At 66.0% G+C, this 20,606-nt stretch carries 20 protein-coding genes and 1 tRNA gene; 14 read left to right on the top strand and 7 right to left on the bottom strand.

Annotated features, from left to right (window positions below; all coding sequences use genetic code 11):
* Nucleotides 1-4: 4 nt before the first annotated feature.
* Genes HRV97_RS16725 through HRV97_RS16715 form a run of 3 tightly spaced genes read right to left on the bottom strand, consistent with a single transcriptional unit; the run spans nt 5 to nt 2,609 of the window.
* Nucleotides 5-406: a lasso peptide biosynthesis B2 protein gene (locus tag HRV97_RS16725; protein WP_174195265.1), complete on the bottom strand. Its 402-nt coding sequence runs from the start codon at nt 404-406 to the stop codon at nt 5-7.
* On the bottom strand, nt 403-2,334 hold the full coding sequence (locus tag HRV97_RS16720) for an asparagine synthetase B family protein (protein WP_174195264.1): 1,932 nt from the start codon (nt 2,332-2,334) through the stop codon (nt 403-405). Before HRV97_RS16720 ends, HRV97_RS16725 begins: the two co-directional genes overlap by 4 nt.
* Complete coding sequence (locus tag HRV97_RS16715) at nt 2,331-2,609, bottom strand: PqqD family protein (protein ID WP_174195263.1); 279 nt, start codon at nt 2,607-2,609, stop codon at nt 2,331-2,333. The genes HRV97_RS16720 and HRV97_RS16715 overlap by 4 nt, the downstream gene beginning before the upstream one ends.
* 49 nt (nt 2,610-2,658) lie before the next feature.
* Between HRV97_RS16715 and HRV97_RS16710 the strand changes: the two genes are divergently transcribed.
* From HRV97_RS16710 to HRV97_RS16680, 7 genes are all read left to right on the top strand, one after another.
* The gene (locus HRV97_RS16710; protein ID WP_174195262.1) at nt 2,659-3,570 is read left to right on the top strand and encodes a hypothetical protein; all 912 of its coding nucleotides are present in this window, start codon (nt 2,659-2,661) and stop codon (nt 3,568-3,570) included.
* 12 nt (nt 3,571-3,582) lie between these two features.
* On the top strand, nt 3,583-5,304 hold the full coding sequence (locus HRV97_RS17825) for an ATP-binding cassette domain-containing protein (RefSeq protein WP_174195261.1): 1,722 nt from the start codon (nt 3,583-3,585) through the stop codon (nt 5,302-5,304).
* A 255-nt stretch (nt 5,305-5,559) separates the two neighbouring features.
* Nucleotides 5,560-5,847 carry an antitoxin VbhA family protein gene (locus tag HRV97_RS16700; protein ID WP_343044540.1) on the top strand — a complete coding sequence of 96 codons (288 nt, stop codon included), beginning with the start codon at nt 5,560-5,562 and terminating at the stop codon, nt 5,845-5,847.
* 355 nt (nt 5,848-6,202) lie between these two features.
* On the top strand, nt 6,203-6,727 hold the full coding sequence (locus HRV97_RS16695; RefSeq protein WP_174195260.1) for a hypothetical protein: 525 nt from the start codon (nt 6,203-6,205) through the stop codon (nt 6,725-6,727).
* A gap of 351 nt (nt 6,728-7,078) precedes the next feature.
* The gene (locus tag HRV97_RS16690) at nt 7,079-7,531 is read left to right on the top strand and encodes a hypothetical protein (RefSeq protein WP_174195259.1); all 453 of its coding nucleotides are present in this window, start codon (nt 7,079-7,081) and stop codon (nt 7,529-7,531) included.
* A gap of 85 nt (nt 7,532-7,616) precedes the next feature.
* Nucleotides 7,617-8,660, top strand: a complete 1,044-nt coding sequence (locus tag HRV97_RS16685) for a mannose-1-phosphate guanylyltransferase/mannose-6-phosphate isomerase (protein WP_343044539.1) — start codon at nt 7,617-7,619, stop codon at nt 8,658-8,660.
* A 555-nt stretch (nt 8,661-9,215) separates the two neighbouring features.
* Complete coding sequence (locus HRV97_RS16680; RefSeq protein ID WP_223176921.1) at nt 9,216-10,520, top strand: sugar transferase; 1,305 nt, start codon at nt 9,216-9,218, stop codon at nt 10,518-10,520.
* A 25-nt stretch (nt 10,521-10,545) separates the two neighbouring features.
* On the opposite strand, the gene HRV97_RS16675 is transcribed toward HRV97_RS16680, so the two are convergent.
* Together HRV97_RS16675 and HRV97_RS16670 are read right to left on the bottom strand one after the other, a co-directional pair.
* Nucleotides 10,546-11,349, bottom strand: coding sequence for an SDR family NAD(P)-dependent oxidoreductase (locus HRV97_RS16675; RefSeq protein WP_174195257.1), 804 nt, complete (start codon nt 11,347-11,349; stop codon nt 10,546-10,548).
* Nucleotides 11,349-12,092: an alpha/beta fold hydrolase gene (locus tag HRV97_RS16670; RefSeq protein ID WP_174195256.1), complete on the bottom strand. Its 744-nt coding sequence runs from the start codon at nt 12,090-12,092 to the stop codon at nt 11,349-11,351. Before HRV97_RS16670 ends, HRV97_RS16675 begins: the two co-directional genes overlap by 1 nt.
* A gap of 211 nt (nt 12,093-12,303) precedes the next feature.
* On the opposite strand from HRV97_RS16670, the gene HRV97_RS16665 reads away from it, so the two are divergent.
* The 6 genes from HRV97_RS16665 to HRV97_RS16640 all read left to right on the top strand — a co-directional run bounded on the left by HRV97_RS16665 (nt 12,304) and on the right by HRV97_RS16640 (nt 18,363).
* Nucleotides 12,304-13,947 carry a histidine kinase famiy protein gene (locus HRV97_RS16665; RefSeq protein WP_174195255.1) on the top strand — a complete coding sequence of 548 codons (1,644 nt, stop codon included), beginning with the start codon at nt 12,304-12,306 and terminating at the stop codon, nt 13,945-13,947.
* A gap of 30 nt (nt 13,948-13,977) precedes the next feature.
* Nucleotides 13,978-14,142, top strand: a complete 165-nt coding sequence (locus HRV97_RS16660) for a hypothetical protein (RefSeq protein ID WP_174195254.1) — start codon at nt 13,978-13,980, stop codon at nt 14,140-14,142.
* A gap of 65 nt (nt 14,143-14,207) precedes the next feature.
* Nucleotides 14,208-14,585, top strand: a complete 378-nt coding sequence (locus HRV97_RS16655; RefSeq protein WP_246248831.1) for a TonB-dependent receptor — start codon at nt 14,208-14,210, stop codon at nt 14,583-14,585.
* Nucleotides 14,586-15,301: 716 nt separating this feature from the next.
* Nucleotides 15,302-17,506 (top strand): TonB-dependent siderophore receptor, encoded by a 2,205-nt coding sequence (locus HRV97_RS16650; protein ID WP_174195253.1) that lies wholly within the window; start codon nt 15,302-15,304, stop codon nt 17,504-17,506.
* A 95-nt stretch (nt 17,507-17,601) separates the two neighbouring features.
* Nucleotides 17,602-18,210, top strand: a complete 609-nt coding sequence (locus tag HRV97_RS16645) for a hypothetical protein (protein ID WP_174195252.1) — start codon at nt 17,602-17,604, stop codon at nt 18,208-18,210.
* 76 nt (nt 18,211-18,286) lie between these two features.
* Nucleotides 18,287-18,363, top strand: a tRNA-Pro gene (locus HRV97_RS16640).
* Between the two features lie 157 nt (nt 18,364-18,520).
* Here HRV97_RS16640 and HRV97_RS16635 read toward each other — a convergent pair.
* Both HRV97_RS16635 and parA read right to left on the bottom strand, forming a co-directional pair.
* Nucleotides 18,521-18,817: a ribbon-helix-helix domain-containing protein gene (locus HRV97_RS16635; protein WP_174195251.1), complete on the bottom strand. Its 297-nt coding sequence runs from the start codon at nt 18,815-18,817 to the stop codon at nt 18,521-18,523.
* Nucleotides 18,814-19,467 carry a ParA family partition ATPase gene (gene parA / locus HRV97_RS16630; protein ID WP_174195250.1) on the bottom strand — a complete coding sequence of 218 codons (654 nt, stop codon included), beginning with the start codon at nt 19,465-19,467 and terminating at the stop codon, nt 18,814-18,816. Before parA ends, HRV97_RS16635 begins: the two co-directional genes overlap by 4 nt.
* Before the next feature lie 523 nt (nt 19,468-19,990).
* Here parA and HRV97_RS16625 point away from each other — a divergent pair.
* The gene (locus tag HRV97_RS16625) at nt 19,991-20,518 is read left to right on the top strand and encodes a hypothetical protein (protein ID WP_174195249.1); all 528 of its coding nucleotides are present in this window, start codon (nt 19,991-19,993) and stop codon (nt 20,516-20,518) included.
* The last annotated feature ends 88 nt before the right edge of the window (nt 20,519-20,606 follow it).

The following is a 20,606-nucleotide window of genomic DNA, read 5'->3' as shown; positions in this document are numbered from 1 at the left end:
CGCGTCAGGCGGGCGGGAACACCGCCAGCAGGCCGTAGCGCTCGACCCGGTCGCAGCCGATCACATCGACCTCGCCCGAGCGGACCCAGACGTGCGCGACCAGCGTGCCCGTCTCGTCGCGGCGCGCGCCGTAATGAAGCCGCGCTGCCAGCCCGCGCCGACGCAGCATCAGTTGCGTCGCCAGCCCCTGCTGGAAACAGACCGCGCGCCACGGCACCCGCCGGCCCCACGCCGCGACCGCGCGCGATAAAAGCGCCGCCTCTTGCGCATAAGCCGCACGCCCCTGCCGCCCGCGCGCCGACAGCGCCGCGACGCGGCGGAACGGCAGTATCGCGATCAGCAGCGAGGCGAGCGCCAGCATCACCAAGGCCTCCGCCAGCAGCGTTGCGGGGGGACGTGTGCTCAATTGGTACGCGCCACCCGGCGCAGGAAATGCCCCGCCGCGACGCCGCGCAGCAACTGGTAGCGATAACGATCGGTGATCGCGCGGTCGGCCCAGCGCGGATCGTCAGGGGCGAAATCGGGCCAGTCCGCCGCCAGCGCGCGCAGCCGCCCGGCATCGACCAAAGCGTCGGCATCGGCGCAGCGCGTCACCGCCTCGATCTCCTCGCGCAAGCCCGCCAGTGCCGCGCTCGCGCCGACATGCCAGTCGGCGCCCTGATAGCCGCGCCGTGTTTCATGCAGGATTTCCGCCGGCAGCCGGTCGGCAAAGGCACGCCTGGCGAGCGAGCGCGGCTCGCCGTTCAGGATATATTGCTCCTCGGGCACGCGCAGCGCCCATTCGATCAGGCGGCGATCCGCGGTCGGATCGCGCAGGTCGAACCCCCAGCCCCCGAGCGTACCCTTGTTGAACACGCCCATGTCGACGCGCTCAAGCCCCCACAGACGCATCGCGCGCCCGTCCGCCCATGGCCGGTACGACAGGTCGAGCCCGCGCGCGCTTGCCCGCGCGTAGATGTCGTGCGCCTGCGCCGCGTCGGGGCGCAGCGCGCTGTAATTGCCGAGCGCCCATGACCGGCCGAGCCGCGCGTTCGCCCATTCCCACAGACGCGGCGACAGAAACGGGCTGAGCGTCGTCGATGCCACGCGCCTAGCGCTCCAGCCGCGTGCGTGCAGCTGCCGCGCGATTCCTGCCAGCGCGAGCAGCCGGCCGTGGCGCAGCAGCGTCGGCAGATACTGGCTGCCGTCGTGGCTGAGCGTGAAATTGCCCATGTTGCCCGTCAGCAGCACGCGGACGCCGCGCGCGCGCGCCGCATCGTTGGTCGCATCCCACCACACCGCATTGCACGGGTTGGTGATCGGGCGCTGGTAGAGGTCGAAATGGCGGTCGAGCAGCGGCAGCGGCGACGCGCCTTGCCCACGCACCAGCACGTGCGCGATGTTGGGGTAGCGTGCCGCCAGCGCCGCGGCGAGCGGACCCTCGTCGCCGATCCGCCCGGCTTCCACGGGCGCCGGCGTTCCCGGCACCGCCGTGAAGGCGTGGAGCGTGTCGGGCGCGAGCGCAAGCGCGGCGCTCGCCGTGACGCTGCTGCTGTCGAGCCCGCCCGACAGATGCGCACCGACCGCGCCATCGCCGCGACGCAGGCGGGACGCGACCACGCGGTCGAGCTCGGCGCGTAATCCTTCGGCATAGTCCGAGGCGCTCAATCGCAGCGGCGCGTCGCTCGGCGTCCACAGCCGCATTTGGGTGACGCTGTCGGCGGTGAAGGTGAAGGCATGCCCCGGCAGCACGCGCTCGATCCCGGCGAAGAAACTCTCCCCACCCTGCGGCAACAGCGCGAGGAAGTCGGCCGAGGTCGCGGCGCTGGTGAGATAGGGCACCTCGGGCAGTGCGTGTAGCCCCTTGGGCATCGAAGCGACGCCAAGAAAGCCGTCGCCTTGGTGATAATGGAGCGGGCGCTCACCCAAAGCATCGCGCGCCAGCGTCAGCGCGCGGCGACGCTCGTCCCACAAGATCACCGCGAACGCGCCGACGAGGTGGCCCAGCCCGGCGACGCCCCAGCGCTCGACCACGGCCATGACCAGCGCGGGTTCGGGCAGGCGTGCGAGGTCGGCCATGCTGCGCCCCAGCCGCTCGGCCAGTTCGTCGCGATTGTCGATCCGCGCATCGGCGACCAGCAGCAGCGTGCCGTCACCACCCGATACCGGCCCGCGATCGAAATCATCCTCGGGCAGCAGCGAGAACAGGCGCCGGCCGAGCGTCGCCTCACCCAGCGTGCGGCGCGCGGCGGGTTCGGGGCCGTAGATCGCCTGCGCGTCGAGCATCCGCCCGACCGCTCCCTCCCACGCACCCTGTACGCCGCGCCGGTCCCACAGGCCGGCGAGCGCTGTCATGCCTGGTCGAGCCGCACCAGCCCCTCGGCCTTGAGCGAGCGCAGCAGCTCGGCCAGCCCGTCGCGGCACTCGGCCTCTTCGACGTCATGCTCGGCCATCAGCGCGGCGACCAGCGCATCGACCGTCTGCGGCGTCTCGATCAACTGCCAGACGCGCGTCGCGGTCGCGTTGAAGCCGAAGCAGGTCCCGCTCTCGACATCGAGCCCGACGAGCTCGCCCCCGGCGTCCGCTTCGATCATCCCCGGCCGGCGGGTCACCACCATCGCTCCGTTCATTGTCTCTCTCGGCTTGGCGGGGTGCGGTTGAGCGGATAACACCCCGCCTATGTCCCCCAGATTTCGGCATTATCGGGCGTTTGGCCTTGGCTGGCAATCCGAACTTCCGCTGCCCGAACTGCGCGATGCGGATGCGAGTGGCAATGCGCGCGACGTGGTGGTCGAGATCGGTCCGGCACCGGCGCCCGACATCGCAACCGTGGTCACGGGGGTGCGTGCCGCGCACGACACGTTCTGGATGGAGGTGCCCGGGGTAGCGCGCTACTTGGTGACCGGGGGCACGCGGATCGTGGTCGAACCGATCGGCGATGCCGCGGAGGGTGACGTGCGCGCGTTCCTGCTGGGTTCGGCAGTCGGCGCGCTGCTTCACCAGCGGGGCGTGCTGCCGCTCCATGCTTCCGCGGTCGAAATCGGCGGGCGCGCAGTCGCGTTCGTCGCTCCTTCGGGTGGGGGCAAGTCGACGATCGCGATGCACCTCCACCACCTGGGCCAACGCGTGATTGCGGACGACCTATGCGCTGTCGAGCTGGCGGACGGCCGCGCGCGATTGTGGCCGGGTCTGCGCAACCTGAAGCTGTGGCGTGCCTCGCTAGGCGCGATCGACCGCGCGCCCGACGGGTTCGAGCCGGTGCTGCAGACGATGGACAAATATCGCGTGCCGATCGACGCGCTCGCCGACGATCGCGCCTTCGACCTTGCCGCGGTGATCCGGCTCGACTGGGGCGACGCGTCCGCGCTCACCCCGCTGAACGGTGCCGAAGGCGTCGGTGTGCTGGTGGCCAACACCTTTCGCGGCCAGCTGGTCGGACCGATGGCGCGTGGGCCTGAGCACTGGCGCCAGTGCGTCGAGCTGTTCGCGGGCAGCGACGTGCTCGGGCTCACGCGACCGCGGGCGCTCGACCGGCTGGAGGAGGCGTCGGCGCTGGTGACCGCGCGGTTCGCGGGCGCGGACGCCAGCTGAACGCGGGTGCCCGTGCTCGCGCATCCGGGTCGGCTCGTCGCCGAGGCTAGCGCCTTCGCGCGGGCGGTGTTCGCGGACATGCCCGGCAGCTGGCGGCGCGCGGCCGGACTGATGCTGCTCGGCGGACTGCTCGAGGGTGCGGGGCTGCTGCTGCTGGTGCCGCTCGCCGGGCTGCTGGTGAATGACGGCGGTCGCGCGCAGGCGGTCGCGGCGCGCTGGTTCGCGCTGGTCGGTGCGGACACCCAGTTGGAGCGGCTTTCCGCGCTCTTGGCCGTGTTCGTGCTCGTCATGCTGGTGCGCGCGGGCGTGCTGCTGCTGCGCGACCGGCACCTCGCCGCGCTGCGGATCGGGTTCGTGGAGCGAGAGCGCATGGCGCTGCTGCGCGCACTCGCGCAGGCACGGTGGCAGGATGTTGCGGGGCTGCGCCACGCGCGGCTGACCGCGGCGGTAGGCGGCGACGTGCAGCGCGTTGCAGCAGCAGTACATTACTTTCTTCAAGCATTGGTCGCCGCAGTGCTGCTCGCGGTGCAGTGGCTGCTGGCGCTCGCGATCGCGCCGGCGCTGGCGCTGTTTGCCGCGTTGCTGCTGCTGGGTGCCGCGGCGCTGGCGCTGCCGACGCTGGCGCGCGCGAGCCGCGTCGGCGAGGCGATGACTGCGGGGCAGCTCGACATGATGCACGCCTCGGGGCAGTTCCTCGCCGGGCTCAAGCCCGCGATCGCGCACGGTGCCGGCGCTGCCTTCGTCGCCGGAGTGGAGACGGATGCGCAGCGATTGTCCGCGGTCCAGCTCGCCTTCGAGCGGCACCAGAGCCTGGCGCGCGTCGCCACCGCGAGCGCGTCGGCGCTGGTCGGCGCGGCGCTGCTGCTCATCGGCACATGGTGGGCCGTGCCGGTCGCCAGCCTGCTCGCAGCAATCGTCATCCTGTCGCGGATGAGCGGGCCTGCGCTGCAGATCCAGCAGGCGGCGCAGCAGCTGGCAACGCTGCTCCCCGCACACGCCGCGCTGGTCGAACTGGGCCGCGACCTGACACCGGACGCGCTCTCCGCGTCACCCACGCCTGTTGTCCCGATCACCGGTGCTGACGGCGGTACGATCGTCCTCGACCGCGTCACCTTCACGCACGCCGATGGCGGTGGGGTGCACGGCGTCGACCTCATCATTCGCTCGGGCGAGATCGTCGGGCTGGTCGGCGCGTCGGGCGCGGGCAAGACCACGCTGGTCGACCTCATCGCCGGGCTGATCGCGCCGCAAGCCGGCAGCATTACGTTGGGCGGAGCGCCGGTCGACCACCGCCGTGTCGCCTATGTCGCGCAGGACGGTTTCCTCGTCCACGACACGCTGCGGCGCAACCTGACGCTCGACGGGCCGGCGGTAGGTGACGACGCGCTGCACGAGGTGCTGGCGCTGGTCGGCGCGACGGCGCTGGTCGACAGCCTGGCGCAAGGACTGGACACGACCGTTGCTGAGCGCGGTGCGCGCCTGTCGGGCGGCGAGCGCCAGCGTATCGCGCTCGCGCGCGCGTTGCTGCGCCGGCCTGCGCTGCTGATCCTCGACGAAGCGACCAACGCAATCGATATCGCCGGCGAGCGCACGATCCTCGACATGCTCGCGGCGTTGCCCAAGCGACCGGCGACAGTGATCGTCGCGCACCGGGAAGAGTCGCTCGCGCGCTGCGACCGCGTGCTGATGCTCAAGACTGGACGGCTGGTGGAAGGCCGCGACCTCACCGACTGAGCGATTAGTGACGCCTGCTAGAAATTGCCGGTTTCATTCGCACGGTCGAGGCATTGCTGCGTACCGGATGCGCCAATAGCAGCACTCAAGCCTCACTCTGAACGCCCCGCGCAGCGGCACTTCGTGAGCCAATGTCCGACATTGGTGCCACGAGGCATATCCTGCCATCCCTCAGCAGTGCACTTTTCTCAGCTTGGCACTACTACCAACAGCCTGATGTCAGCACGACGCGGAGGGGTTGGTTCGGCCGACGGCATGCCGCTCGTGCGCGTCGTTCTCGATGCCGAACTCTGCTATCAAATCTGCGGAAGGATGCGAGCATTGAGCGACACTGTACCGCCCCCACCCGCCCTGCTGCCGATCAGCGAAGCCCAGAGCATCCGACGCCAGCAAGAGGTGGATTTCGCGCGCGGATCGATCCGCTACGAAGGCGGTACGCTGTCCACCGAGGTCGAGGGTTTGAATGCCCGCTACGTCGCCGGGGAGATCGGCAGCGAAGAACTCACCGCGGCAATACTGGCGTCCGACACTGCGCGATCGTGAACATCCTCGTTGTCCCGGAAGAGTAGGATTTCAGGAGCAGTCGGCAGCAGGAACGCCGCAATAGATTGTCCCGATCGATCATATACGGCGACCAAGATTACGCCGTTGAAGTTGATCGCGTAGGCGTCAGCTGACGTACCTATGGTGCCAACCAGGCGTACCGCATCGGTAAGCTCACCTGACGCGATCACGGCACGTAATTCAACCATCTTAGCAACGCTGACGACAACGCCGAACGCCCGTGCCGATCGTCGGGCATACTGATCCGCACGGTGCCTCAATCGATCGTCGCGTCGCTCGGCACGCAGCATCTGCCCGCGATTGCTGTGCTTCCGGCTCATGCCGGACGATCGGCGTGACCGAGCCATGGATTCTGCAGCAGCACGCGTTCTCGATCGGCGAATTGGTCGAAGTCGGGGTCGTCGAGCAAGCTCAATGCATCATCCAAATCGTGCCGTTCGATCGCGCGTTCATCGGGGTGTTGCGCTATTTCGTTGGCGTGTCGCCGGTACGTTTCGAACACGCGCCCCGGTATCTGAAGCTGCACCATCGGCCGGTCGGACGAGCCGCTGACGATCAGGAAGTCTTCCGCGACCAGACGCTGCACGGCGAGATCGATCCGCCGCTGGCTCATGCGGCACCGTTCGACCAGATCGTCACGTCTGAGCGGTACGGGCCGAGCGAAAGCACCGCGCTGGCGCGCGAGTGTTTCGAAAACGTCCATGCCGGCCAGCGTCATCAAACCCGTTCGCCGGCCACGTCGTCCACGCGTTGCTCGCTCGAACAGCATGATGATTGTGCGGACCATCTCGAGTGCGAAGAACTGCCGCTCGACCTTCGCCCAATCGATTGTTTCCATACCGCCTCTAACCAGAGATGAGGCGGTACCCGGCCTTAGAAGCCGGGCGTTAGGAACCCAGCGCGCAGCACAGGGCGCTGCCGCCTTTGGGCAGAGCCTTGGACATGCGCGACAGCCACCCGGCCGAGAAGCTCTCGACCGGCTGCGCATCAGAGGGGTTCCTACGCCCCGGGAACGGGCCTTCACCGTCCTTATCTGTAGGATCGCAGATGCTAATAGGATGAGCAATCAGGATTGCTGGTCGGCGCATGCCTGCTTGTCACAAGGCATGCCAGCCTTGAGCGATGACGGTCGCTCTGGCTCACTGATTGATTATCTGAATCAATCCGTTTTCCGCTTTCGTTCTACCCGGCGCCGACTCATAGAATCGTCATGCCGATAGCGCGTGAACATCGCTGGTTGTATCCGATCGACTGGCGCGAGTTGTCGGCATTCATCCGTTTCACCCGCGCCAAAGGACGATGCGAGCATTGCCAGCGCCCGCATGGGCGCGACGTGCTGCATCTAGGCAACGGCATGTGGTGGGACGAGGAAGCTACGCGCTGGCGGGACGGACGTGGGCGGGCCGTGCGTGCGCTCGCCAGTCCATCCGAGCTGGCGTGGGCGCAGCCGGGATTCGCCGGTATCGGCGCGCCGGCTGCACTGCGCATCACACGCGTAGTACTAGCCAGCGCGCATCTGAACCACGATCCAGGCGACAATCGCGTGCGCAACCTCGCCGCACTGTGCCAGCGCTGCCACATGCGCCACGATGCCAGCGAACATCGTCGGCGACGGTGGATTAATGCTTTTCGCATACGTGCAATCGGCGACCTATTCGCATAGATCTAGACACTATAGCTTTGTAGCAGCCGGATCATTACGGCTGCGTTGCCGTATCGTTCGGTGGCGGGGTTGGGAGAATATACCAGTGTCAGCAATCGTGCCGGTGATCCTGTCCGGCGGATCGGGAACGCGACTGTGGCCGATGTCGAGACCCGAGCGACCCAAGCAGTTCCTGGCGCTGACTGCAGCCGAGACGATGTTGCAGCTGACCGCGGCGCGCGCGCACGGTGATGCGTTCGCCGCGCCGATCGTGGTTGCGAACGCTGCGCACGCCGATCAGGTCGAGACGCAACTGGCCGAGATCACCGCCTCTCCGCAGGCAATCATTCTCGAGCCCGCCGGCCGCAACACCGCGCCCGCAATCGCGCTCGCCGCACTTGAGGCGGACGGCAACGCGCCGCTCCTCGTCATGCCGTCCGACCACGTGATCGCCGATCCGGACGCGTTCCACGCCGCGATCCACGCAGCCCTCCCGCTGGTCGAGGATGGCTGGCTCGTCACCTTCGGGATCACGCCGGACGCGCCAGAGACGGGCTACGGCTACATCAAGGTGGGTGACGAGGTCGCCACGGGTGTCCACCGCGTCGCGCGCTTCGTCGAGAAGCCACAGCGCGAGGTAGCGGAGGCGATGATCGCGAGCGGCGATCATGCCTGGAACGGTGGTATCTTCCTGTTCTGCGCCGACGCATATCTGTCGGCGCTTGAGCAGTTCCGGCCCGATATCCTGAGTGCTGCCAAGGCATCGATGGAGGGCGCGCGCCGCGAGGGTGTTCGCGTCTATCCCGACAAATCCGAGTTCGAGGCCTCGCCGTCGGACTCGATCGACTATGCGATCATGGAGAAGGCCGAGCGCGTCGCGGTGGTGCCGGTCGCGATGGGATGGAGCGATGTCGGGAGCTGGGACGCACTTCATGCAATCGCAGGCAACGACGAGCACGGCAATGTCGTGAACGGCGACGCGATCGTACTCGACAGCCGCAATTGCCTGGTGCGCAGCGATGGTGCGCAAATCGCGATGGTGGGGGTCGAGGACCTGATCGTGGTCGCGAGCGGCAACGACATTCTGATCCTGCCGCGCGGCCGCAGTCAGGACGTCAAGCTGCTGCAGGAAGAGATGAAGCGGAAGTGAGCGTCATCGGCGTGGCTGCCGCTCAGTGCATCAGCCACGCCCAATATGCCGCCAGTAGACGAGCGCTCAATTATCTGTCTAGGTTAAGCAACCTCCTGCTTACATTCTAACGTTTTCTAACACAGTTTTTCTCGATACTGATTGCATGAGCACCGCTGGTTTTACCTTCCTGATTATCGTGACTGCTCGCCTTGATACGTAGTACAGCAGACAAGACTGGTGTGAATATCGTCATTGCCGCTGGACTGACGCATTCAGTGCTAAGCGATCAACGACCGGCTCGTCTGAACCAAGAGAGTAAGGTTGTCACGACGTGATTGTCGCCATGAAGCCAGAGATCTAAATGCGCTACCTCCACGCGTACGCTAGTGACTTGACGCTGTACCGGCTCTACGTATTAGTAGTTATATTGTTGTTATACCGCATTATGTGTCTTTTTTGCCACTACCGTTTGCAGTGGCGATGGGTTAGCTGGTCCGACCCTAGTCGTAAGTGTGTAACATGTTGGATACTACCGTGGCGGGGACGCGAGTATCGCTGAAACGTCAAACGCGGATGCGGCTTTACGCCGCGGTTCTGCTCGTTGATGCGGCGGCAGTGTCACTAGGTTTCTGGCTGACGCCCTATCTCCAGCCGAGCGCTTGGAACGGCGTCCCGACTTTTGGGCTGTTCATAGCCACTATATCTCTATTCCTATTGCTTGAAATTCGCAATCTGCGGCCAACGACAATCGAGCAATGGTTACGCGGCACCGTTGCAAGTCTGGCGGCGTTGCTTGGGGCGCTGTTGCTGGCGGTGTTCGTGTCCTTTTGCCTCAATCGTGCCGCCTACGTACCGCGTTTGCTGGCAGGCACGTCGCTGCTGCTGTCGGGTGTGCTGCTGACTATATTCCGCGCCGTGCTGGGCAGTGCTGGCGCCCGAATGCTTGATGGTTCAGCGGAATCGCGCTTGGTGGTGCTGGATGGTCTGGCGATCGACCTGCCCCCTGATGTGGCGATACTCGACGCGCGCCGGATTGATCCGGGCGCAGGGACGCCGCATCCGTATTTCCTCGATCGGCTGGCACAGGCGCTGAAGGGTGTGGACGAGGCGTTCATCGCCTGTCTGCCCGAGCGACGCGCGTTCTGGGCAGTGACGATGAAGGGCAGCGCGGTGCGCACCGAATTGCTGGTTCCGGAGCTCGATCAGTTCGGCGCGATTGGCAACAAGCATTTCGCTGGAATCGCCACTGTGCTCGTCTCTATCGGCGCGCTGCCACTCCGTGAGCGGGTGATGAAGCGCATGCTCGATCTCGCGATCGTGATGCCCGCGATTATCTTGCTCTCCCCCTTGTTACTCGCGGTGTTCATCGCAGTGAAACTCGACAGCCCAGGCTCGGCGTTCTTCGTTCAACCGCGCGTCGGTTACGGAAATCGGCTGTTCTCGATGTTTAAGTTCCGCAGCATGCGCAGTGACCTGTCGGACACTGCGGGTGCGCAATCGACGTCGCGCGACGACAAGCGCGTGACTCGTGTGGGTAAGCTGATCCGCGCAACCAGCATCGATGAACTGCCACAGCTGTTCAACATCCTTCGCGGTGACATGAGCTTCGTCGGCCCGCGCCCACACGCGCTCGGGTCGCTGGCGGGCGATCAGCTGTTCTGGGAAGTCGACCCGCGCTACCACCATCGTCACGCGTGCAAGCCGGGGCTGACCGGCCTTGCGCAAGTGCGGGGTTTCCGCGGTGCAACGCATCGGACTGAGGATCTGACCAACCGACTCGACGCCGATTTGGAGTATATCAACGATTGGAGCGTCGTACGCGACATCCAGATCCTAGTCGCGACGTTCAAGGTATTGGTTCACCGCAACGCTTTCTGAGTAAGGCGCTGCGGTGAAGGCACTTTCACCCCGCGATCGTGAACACCGAGCCTGAATCGACGCGTATCCCTGCACCGTTGATGAAGCTCGCGCGTTCGGAACAGAGGAAGGCGACTGCTGCGGCGACTTCCTCCGGGCGGCCGCGGCGGCCGAGTACCATGCCAGGGCGTTCTTCCTTGAGGAAGCTGTCGATCGCCTCGTCGAAGCTGGTGCCTTTTTCCTCGGCGCGCTTTTCCATCATTTTGTCGGTCATCGGCGTCGCGATGAACGCGGGCGAGACGGTGTTGACCAGCACGTTGTCGCAGCCGTATGCCTTCGACAACCCCTTGGCGAGGCTCAGAATGCCGGCCTTGGACGCGCAATAGGCGAGTTCATCGACGTAGGGCTGCACCGCGTCTTCGGACGCGAACAGCACGATCCGGCCCCAACCCTTCGAGCGCATCGCCGGGATTGCCTCGCGACACATGCGGACCGCGCCCATCAGGTTGATGTCGAGCGTTTCCTGCCAGCCGGCGTCGTCGACCTCGAGGAAGTCGCCCGTCGCGCCGGTGACGCCCGCCGCATTGACGTAGATGTCGGGGTCGCCGAGCTTCTCGCGCACTTCCTGCCAGAGCTTCTTGACCTCATCGGGTTTCTGCACGTCGGCCGCGACCGCGATCACCTCGCCGAGCGACGACAGCTCCTTTACCGCCTCGCCGATCGTGTTGTCGCCCTTGTCGGTGATCGCGACGCGGCACCCCGCCTCGAGCAGCAGCCGCGCGGTTTCCTTGCCCATGCCGGAATCGGCGCCGCTGACCAGTGCGACGCGGCTTTTGATACCCAGATCCATCAACGCTCTCCTTCTTGTTCGATATGGCGGACGTGCTGCGCAATTAGCGCGGCGAGCGCCTCGGGTTGCTCGTAGGGGATGAGATGCGCGGCGTTTGCGACGACCTCGATCTGCGGATGGGTGTAGTGCGGCGCGTTCAGCCGGCGCTGCGCGTCCTCGCCGAGGTCGCCGTCGTCTGCGCCAGCGACGATCAGCGCGGGTAAGCCGATCACCCCTGCCCTGGCGTCCCAGTCCTCGCGCGCGCCCTGCTCCAACCAGCCGCGCCACGCCGCGGGCGCGCTGCGGCGCACATCCGCGATCGCCTGCTCGGCGAGGTTGTGCGGCAGCGGACCCGCGGTGTTGGCAGAGATAAACTTCTCCGCCTGCGCCTGACTAGCGGGGCCGTCGGCGAACCAGCCGAGCATCTCGGTGCGGCGCGCCTCGTCCATCGGCTCGGGCGCGGGCGGCGAGGCGGCGACGAGCACGACGCCGGCGAGCCCGCCGGGGCGGCGCGCGGCGGTCAGCGTCGCGATCTTGCTCCCCATGCTGTGGCCGACGACGATCCAGCGTGGGCTGTTATGGCTCGCGACCTCGCCCGCGAACCAGTCAAGCATGTCCGCGACGCTCAGGTGCCCCATCGCGGCATTGTCGCCGAAGCCTGGCAGGTCGAGCGCGACGCAATCATGCCCGGGCAGGCGCGCGATCACCCGGTCCCACGACTGCGCGCTCGCGCCCAGCGCGTGGAGGAAGAACAATCGCGTCATACAAATCCGGGTCAGTAAAGCTGATGCACGTTAAAGACCGGGCGGTGCGAAGCGTTCCCCCGCTGCATCGGACGCGCGCGAAAAGCCGGCCACGACCATGCACTTGGTCGAAATCACGCGCGCCAGGGAACAATCCCAACTTATGTTGGTTGGTGCGGCCAAGGGCCGGCACTTCGGGGTTTGCCTCCACGCATGTACCCCAGGGACATTGATGGCCGACGACACGAGTGAAACCCCGCCCGGCGGCCCGCCCCCGCATCTGGCCGGCATGGCGAACCACGACATGGGGGACGATCACAACACCATCTTCTTCGCGGCGGTGAAAACCACGCGGATGCCGATGATCGTCACCGATCCGAACAAGCCCGACAACCCGATCGTGTTCGCCAACCCGGCGTTCATGAACATGACCGGCTATGACTGGCACGAGCTGGTCGGGCACAATTGCCGCCTGCTGCAAGGCCCCGATACCGATCGTGACACCGTCGCGGAGGTACGCCGCGCGATCGAGCAGCGGCGCGAGACCTCGGTCGAGATCCTCAACTACAAGAAGAACGGCGCCTCGTTCTGGAACGCGCTGTTCATCTCCCCGGTGTTCGATGCCGACGGCAAGCTGATCTACTTCTTCGCCTCGCAGCTCGACGTGACGCGCCGGCGCGATGCCGAGGAAGGCCTGCGTCAGGCGCAGAAGATGGAGGCCGTGGGCCAGCTGACCGGCGGAGTCGCGCACGATTTCAACAACCTGCTGACCGTGATCCAGGGCTTCGGCGACATCGTGCTCAACAATCTGGAGAAGCCGGGCGAGTTCGACCGCGCCAAGGCCGCGCGCTCGATCCGCGCGGTGATGCAGGCAGCCGAGCGCGGTGCGACGCTGACGCAGCAATTACTCGCCTTCTCGCGCAAGCAGAAGCTGCAGGGCCGCGTGGTCAACCTGGTCGACCTGATCGACCAGCTACAGCCGCTGATCGAGCGGACCGCGGGCGGCGCGATCCGCATCGATATTCGCCACGCCGAGAAGACGTGCAACGCGCGGATCGACCCGACGCAGGCCGAGCTCGCGATCATCAACGTGCTGCTCAACGCGCGCGACGCAATGCCGAACGGGGGTACGATCACGATTGAGGCCGCCAATCGTTCGCTTGAGGCAGGCGACACAGGCTTCGGCGAGCTCGAGCCCGGCGATTACGTCATGCTGACGATCGCCGACCAGGGCACGGGCATGTCGCCTGAAATTCTCGCGCGCGTGACCGAGCCGTTCTTTACCACCAAGGATCAGGGCAAGGGCACCGGGCTCGGGCTGTCGATGGTCTACGGCTTCATGAAACAGTCGGGCGGGTCGCTCCGGCTCTATTCGGAGGAAGGCCACGGCACGACCGTGCGCATGCTGTTCCCGTGCGAGGCGGCCAAGGTCGAGCCCGAGGGGGCGCAACCGCAGCGATCGATGGCGGACAAGCACGGCAACGAAACGGTGCTGGTGGTCGAGGACCAAGTCGACGTCGGCGACTATGCCGAGGCGGTGCTGACCGAGTTCGGCTACACCGTGCTGCGCGCGGAGAATGCCGATCAGGCGCTGGCGGTGCTCGACGGCGCAGGCGTGAAGATCGACCTGCTGTTCAGCGACCTGATCATGCCGGGCGGGATGAACGGCGTGATGCTGGCACGCGAGGTCAAGCGACGTCGCCCGCGGATCAACGTGCTCCTAACCACCGGCTACGCCGAATCCTCGATCGAGCGCGTCGACGCACGCGGCGCGGAGTTCGAGCTGATCCAGAAACCGTACAAGCGCACCGAACTCGCCACCAAGGTGCGCCGCGTCATCGACGGTCCGACCGGGGTCGGCACGCACGGGGCGTAAACCGAACCGATAACAAGAAGGGGAGTGCAGATGGAAAGCTACTACCGCGAACAGGCCGCATCCTGCGCCCGCGACGCCGACGCCGCGACGCTCCACCACGTCCGCGAACGCTGCCGTCGCTCGGAAAGCGCCTGGCTCCAGATGGCTGACCGCGCCGCCCGCACCGCGAAGTTCAAGGCGGCGAACGAGGGGTGATCTACCCCGCGGTGTAATCAAACCGGGTTCAGTCGTACCGTCGATAGGGGCGACCACACCCGCGTTTGCGCGCGGGTTCGTGCGGCAGCCGCGCGACCGCGACCACCCCGCTGACGACCGCGCAGCCGGGCGGTCCGAACCCCGCCCTGACCGGCAGCTCGACCGTGGTTGTCAACGGTGTCACCTACACCGGCGTGCCGACCGCGGGCATCCAGCCGGCGTACCGCTCGATCGACGCGTACAATTACTTCGATCTGGCGCTGCGTTTCCAAGTCAACGACCAGCTCGACCTGTCGCTGACCGTCGACAACCTGCTCGACAAGAAGCCGCCGATCGTCGGCTCGGGCGTGGGTGGTACGTCGTTCAACAGCGGCAACACCTTTCCGACCACCTATGACGTGGTGGGCCGCTACTTCACCTTCGGCGCGCGCCTGCACTTCTAGGCCACGTTACCCTGCGGGCGACCGAGACCCCGCCCGCAGTGTTCGTTTAGCCGCGCGAAGGGCACCCGCCCTTCGCGCGGCATTTTTGTTGACTAAGAGGGCAAAGTTAGTCGATAGCGAAAGTCTACTCCAAGAACCTGCCTACATCGTGCCGATGCATCCGGGCTGGTCGCGCGTTGATGTCAGCGACTAAGACGATGCCGGACCGCTTGCATCAGTGACGTCAATTTCATGTGAAATCCGCCCGCTCGCGGCGCATTGGAGTGCCAACCACGCTTTTGCATTTCCGCAGCAATCGGATCGGTTAGCGGATCAATTGGTCCAGCGTCACTCTTGATCCATTCAGCCAAGAGCCTTTCGTCCGACCACTCCGTTGAAGGTTCCGGTACAGAATTAGGGTCGGGCATGAGGGCGACGTACCGCAGCGGCGCTGATTTACAATGCGGAGTGCCGGTATTCCGATCGAGAACGGATTTGTACCCCGCCAATTCAGATTGGTGCACCTGCATGTCAGCTCTCCCGCACAGGCGTAAGCCACATGCTCGCAGGTAACCGTCGAATGTTAAGACTCCGTTGGTTCTCCCTACGGTCTGGCTGGTAGGTTGCGATTGACGCCTTGTCGTCGCCCGAGCAAACATTCACGTGTTATTGATAGTCACTTGCATTAGCTGACGGTCACCGCCAAGAGGCCGCTATAAGGTTCTTGGAGGAACACCATGTCTGCCCTGCTTGCTGCCCTGATGGCGGCTGCCGATCCCAGCGCGATCGCCGTCGCGGCCCAGCCTGTCCCGCCGCCCCCCGTTTCAGCGTCCGATGCAGCACCCGCCGACACCGCCACCCCCCAGACCGGCGAGGACATCGTCGTCACCGGCGCGCGCACCGAGGGCAGCCAGGATTACACCATCCCGGGTCAGACCACCGCGACGCGAATGAACCTGTCGCTGCGCAACACGCCGCAGTCGGTCAGCGTGGTGACGCGCGCGCAGATCGAGGATTTCCAGCTCAACGACGTCAATACGCTGCTCGGCACCGTACCCGGCATCAACGTGCAGGCGGGCGAGACCGACCGCGTCTATTTCTCCGCGCGCGGCTTCGACGTCCAGACGTTCCAGATCGACGGCATCGGCGTGCCGTTCGCGTTCGGTATCCAGACCGGATCGATCGACAACGCCTTCTACGACCATATTGAGGTGGTCCGCGGCGCGCCGGGGCTCTTGTCCTCCACCGGCAACCCCTCGGCCGTCGTTAACTTCATTCGCAAGCGCCCGACCAAGGACCTGCAGGTGCGCGCGTCCGCACAATACGGCTCGTTCGACCAGTATCGCGGCGAGGCGGACCTGAGCGTGCCAATCACCAAGGACGGCAGCATCCGCGCCCGCGCGGTCGGCGCGTATCAGGACGGCGACAGCTACCTCAACCGCTATGGCCTGCGCCGGTGGGTCGGCTACGGCATCGTCGAGGCCGATCTGGGTTCGAGCACGACGGTGAGTGCGGGCTACGGGCACCAGGATCACAAGAGCCGCGGTGCGATGTGGGGCGCGATCCCCCTCACCTATTCCGACGGCACGCCGCTTAACTTCGCGCGCTCATCGAACGTTGCGCCCGACTGGTCGAGCTGGAACGTGATCGACCGGCAGATTTTCGGCGACATCACGCATAAGTTCGGCAACGGCTGGATCGCGCGTGCGAGCGCGATCCGCCGCGCGACGACCGAGAACAACACGCTCTTCTACGTCTACGGCAATCCGTCGCGCACCGCGCCGAACGGCATCGACATCGCCAACCCGGCCGATCCGTTCGACGATATCGCGATCAAGAGCTACCCCGGCAAGTTCAACGCCGAGACGCGCAACCTGACGATGGAAGCGTATGTCACCGGCCCAGTCACGATCCTGGGTCGCGAGCACGAGATCAACATCGGCGTGAACCGCAGCGCGCAGGAGTATGTTCAGGGTTCGGCCTATGATTTCAGCACGGTGGGCGTGAACCTACCCTACCCCGGGCTGTTCGCGGGCAATTTCCCGCTACCCAATTTCCCGACGACCTTCTCGGCCGATCCGGCATCGAGCCAGAACACGCACACGCGGCGCGAGACGGTCTACGGCCTCGTCCGGCTCAACCCCGGCGACGGCGTCAAGGTGATGTTCGGGGGCAATGTGACCCACGCCAAGAGCACCGGCTTCTCCTACGGCGCGAACACCGACTTCGACGCGACGCGCTTCCTGCCCTTCGCCGGCACGACGATCGACCTGTCGCGCAACCTGAGCATCTACGGAAGCTGGGCAACGATCTTCAACCCGCAGAACCAGCTGCTCGACATCAACGACCGCATCATCGATCCGATCGAGGGCGAGAACCTCGAGATCGGGCTGAAGGGCGAGTGGTTCGACGGGCGGCTGAACGCGACGCTGGCGGCGTTCCAGACGCGGCAGGACAACACCGCCGAGGCCGCGGGGATCAAGACCGTGGGCGGCGTCACGCGGACCTATTACCAGGGCATCGACGCACGCTCGCAGGGGCTCGAGCTCGACGTCGGCGGGCAGCTTGCCCCCGGCCTGCAGGTGACGGGCGGCTACACGCTGATGCGGATCGAGGACCCCGAGGGTCGCCCCGTCCGCCGCTATGTCGCGCGCAACACCGGGCGGCTCAATGTCAGCTACACGCTGCCGATGCTGCCTGCGCTGAAACTGGGTGCGGCCGCGCAATACCAGAGCCGCATCGTGTCGCCGACCGGGCTCGGCCGCCAGGGCGATTACGCGCTGCTCGACCTGCTGGCGGCGTACAGCCTCACCTCCAACATCTCCGCCGCGGTCAATTTGCGCAACGTGACCAACACAAAATACCTGACCGCGACCAACTTTGACGGTGGGTATTACGGTGCACCCAGAACGGTGATGGGAACGATCAGCGTGCGGTATTGATGCGTCGGGGCTGGACCGCTCGGTGGTGACGGTCCAGCATCCTCGCGTGATCGTCGAACGCCGTCAGGCTCGGTCGACACCGGGAGTATTGCACCATGGCCAGATATCCTCTGCTTACCGCGTTCGCCGTTGCCGCATTGGGCTCCGCCGCGGTGGCACAGGACGAGTTGCCCGACCCGAAGGTGTACGCCCGCGCGGAAGATCGCGCGCGTGCCCGGCTGTGCGGGGTGCCATGCAGCGAGGCCGATGTCGGACGCGGCTGCTACCGCATGGGCGAACGCCTCGTACGCGAGGCCCCCTGCTCGACCTACCGCGATGGTGCCATCCATGGACTGGCGACCGCCAAGTGCGTCAAGATGACGCGCCCACAACGCTTTCGCGGCATATGGGCCGACCATTTCAAGGCGCAGGCGTTCATCTCCGCCGGCAGCACGCCGCCCCCATGGCCCAACGGCAAGCTGCCCCCGGCCGAGTGGCGCGCGCAATATGATCGTGCCCGCGCCGCCACGATCTGGCTCGATGTGGACCGCGACAAAGTTCCAGTCGGATGGCATCGTGCCGAACAACGCCCGGTGATCGACTTCATCGGCCGCAAGACCCGCTATCCGGGCCATTATGGTCATCTGGGCATGGCGGGACACGAGATCGTCGTCGATCGCATCCTCTCGCTGGAGAAATGCCCCGGCGCTGCAGGTTGCGACTGAATGGTCGCCATATTGTCTCGGAAGCATCATCCACCGATTTGACCCCGCTCACGGTTCCGCTACAGGACCAATGCGTCGGGGAGTGGCGCAGGCTGGTAGCGCACCTGGTTTGGGACCAGGGGGTCGCAGGTTCGAATCCTGTCTCCCCGACCATCATGATCTAATCGATGTCCGATGACGGGCTATTCCGGCGGATATGCCGGCTTCTCCTCGCGTGGGTATACTTGTCGACATGTCAGTTATGTTGTCCCGAGCCGAGGCGCAAGATGGTCTAACTGTGCGCCTGTTATCACGTCGACGGGTGTAGGTGTTACTCTCCTATTGGACTTTCCCCGTGCTTTCTCAGCACGTCGTTGAACGCTTCCGCCATCAGCGCCTGTAGGCTTCTCCCCTGACGTCTCGCGAGCATGTGCATCGCGAACGACATTTCAGGCGTGAAGAAGCCCGCGATCTGCTTGCGCCCTTCGCGGCTGATCGGGCGGGTGGAGGCACGCTCGGCCCCCTCCCCTGCCCCCGGTGCCGGATCTACGGCGCGCGGAGCGGGCGTGGCAGCGGGGGCGGGCTGTGCAGCAGTCTTTAAATTGGCGAAGCTCGGTTTGCGGCTCATGCGCGGACCTTTCTGAAGCGTGGGGCTGGCATGCCTAGTTGTCGACACGTCCACTTGTAGAATTCGCGAACCTCGCTCGCCGCCTTGCCGGCGGGTTCGATCTCGGTGACGGTTGCACCTTGTGCCGAGGCGTGGCGATAGGCGGCGCGATCAGGCAGGATCACCGGACAGGGCGGCGTGCCATAGCTGTCGACCAGCTCGCCTGCCTCCTCGTAGACGCGCGGCGCGTTGGGGCTGCCGGCGGTGAAGACGACGAACGCGGGCTTGCGCAGCAGCTGCACCAGCTTGGCGGTGGTCTGGATCGCCGACAGGTCGAACGCCGAGGGGCGGCACGGGATCAGCACGAGGTCGGCGAGCTCGACCGCGGCGCGCGCCGCGCTGTCGGCGTGCGGGGGCGTGTCGATCACGATCACCTCGGCCCCCTGTCCGCGCGCGGCCTCGACCTTGGCGGCGAGGCGTGGCGGCGGGCTGTCGATCACCTCGGGCGCGCGGTCGCCGCGCCAGGCGGCCCATTGGCTGGCGGTCGCCTGCGGGTCCGTATCGATGACGAGCGACACCGCGCCCGCCTCCTGCGCCACGGCGGCTAGGTGGAGCGCGAGCGTCGTCTTGCCCGCCCCGCCCTTCTGGCTGATGATCGCGATTGTCGGCATGGATGCGCTCCTACCTGTCGTGATGTAGACATGGCAACATGTTATTGCAGGGGCAGCGTTGCGATGTATCGAAGCGCGGCGCACAAACGCGCGAGGAGAATGGGTGATGACGGTTGGCGGATGGGTCGGGCGAGCCACGCTGCTGGGGCTCGCCGGAGTTAGCGTGTCAGGCTGCGTAGCGGTTGCCGCTATTCCCGCCATCGCGGGCGGCGTGGCGGCGAAGAAGGCGGGCGACTATGCCTCAACGACGCACGCGCGGAGACGGGCACGTGGCGAGCAGCAGGTGCGGGCCCTTCCGACTTCCGCTGCCGTGCGCGAGCCAGGTACCGCGCGGATTATCGCAGGGACTACCCTGCCTCCACCTGACAGCGCCCGCTCTTCTGCCGCTCAGGCCTTGGATACCCGAACCCAACCTCCCGCTGCACCGCTTCCAGCCGACCTGAGCACGATGCGCCCCGGTGTCGCTTACACGGGTGCACTTCCCTCGCCTTTCGCCACCCCGACCGCGTCTACGGCTAGTCCGGTGCCGACGCAGCGCGCGCGCTGGACCGATGTCGGCCGCTACGTCGCCAGCCTGCCCGGCTCGCTCGATGACAGCCTGTTGCTGGCACGCGGTAGCACCAGCGAGGCGCCTGCATGGGTCCCGTGCACCGGTACGCGCGCAGTCCTCGTCCGGCTCGAAACCGCGATGACGCAGGACGGCGGGCGCTGGCGGTTCGACAGCGAGGCGCAGCAGTGGCTTGACGCGTTCCAGACGCTAGAAGTCCCGATGGTGTTCACCAGCCCTGCTCCGACAACGGCGCTATCCGATATCGAGGCGGCCTTTCGCAACGCGGGACTGACTAAACTACTTGGTCTCGGTGAGGTGCGGCTGGGTCTTACCGCTGGTGCGATGCCGGTCGAGCGCGCGGCGATCGCGGGGCAGCGCTGTATCGTTGCGGTGGTCGGTCGCGACGCGAGCGACTTTCCCAACGGGCTGCTGCCCGACACCAGCCCGCCGGCGTTGCGCTCGAAGTGGGGGGCAGGGTGGTTTCTTGTCGGTGCGAGTTGACCTGTCGACACCTAGGTCGGATCGACATTCAGGATTCCCAAACGCGCTGAACGGTGATTCATAAGCATCCGTGTTGTGGCGCGGAGTG

It is taken from the genome of Sphingomonas hominis (genome assembly GCF_013328205.1).
GTDB classification, from domain to species: domain Bacteria; phylum Pseudomonadota; class Alphaproteobacteria; order Sphingomonadales; family Sphingomonadaceae; genus Sphingomonas; species Sphingomonas hominis.
The sequence above is the reverse complement of the archived record's forward strand: the minus strand, read 5'-3'. Positions and strand labels throughout refer to the sequence as shown.

Coding starts and splice junctions, on each gene's coding strand:
- HRV97_RS16710 (WP_174195262.1), top strand. CDS start 2,659: ATGTCCCCCAGATTTCGGCATTATCGGGCGTTTGGCCTTGGCTGGCAA.
- HRV97_RS16670 (WP_174195256.1), bottom strand. CDS start 12,092: ATGACGCGATTGTTCTTCCTCCACGCGCTGGGCGCGAGCGCGCAGTCG.
- HRV97_RS16690 (WP_174195259.1), top strand. CDS start 7,079: ATGCCGATAGCGCGTGAACATCGCTGGTTGTATCCGATCGACTGGCGC.
- HRV97_RS16700 (WP_343044540.1), top strand. CDS start 5,560: ATGCCGCTCGTGCGCGTCGTTCTCGATGCCGAACTCTGCTATCAAATC.
- HRV97_RS16635 (WP_174195251.1), bottom strand. CDS start 18,817: ATGAGCCGCAAACCGAGCTTCGCCAATTTAAAGACTGCTGCACAGCCC.
- HRV97_RS16675 (WP_174195257.1), bottom strand. CDS start 11,349: ATGGATCTGGGTATCAAAAGCCGCGTCGCACTGGTCAGCGGCGCCGAT.
- HRV97_RS16665 (WP_174195255.1), top strand. CDS start 12,304: ATGGCCGACGACACGAGTGAAACCCCGCCCGGCGGCCCGCCCCCGCAT.
- HRV97_RS16660 (WP_174195254.1), top strand. CDS start 13,978: ATGGAAAGCTACTACCGCGAACAGGCCGCATCCTGCGCCCGCGACGCC.
- parA (WP_174195250.1), bottom strand. CDS start 19,467: ATGCCGACAATCGCGATCATCAGCCAGAAGGGCGGGGCGGGCAAGACG.
- HRV97_RS16680 (WP_223176921.1), top strand. CDS start 9,216: ATGCGGCTTTACGCCGCGGTTCTGCTCGTTGATGCGGCGGCAGTGTCA.
- HRV97_RS16650 (WP_174195253.1), top strand. CDS start 15,302: ATGTCTGCCCTGCTTGCTGCCCTGATGGCGGCTGCCGATCCCAGCGCG.
- HRV97_RS16645 (WP_174195252.1), top strand. CDS start 17,602: ATGGCCAGATATCCTCTGCTTACCGCGTTCGCCGTTGCCGCATTGGGC.
- HRV97_RS16720 (WP_174195264.1), bottom strand. CDS start 2,334: ATGACAGCGCTCGCCGGCCTGTGGGACCGGCGCGGCGTACAGGGTGCG.
- HRV97_RS16715 (WP_174195263.1), bottom strand. CDS start 2,609: ATGAACGGAGCGATGGTGGTGACCCGCCGGCCGGGGATGATCGAAGCG.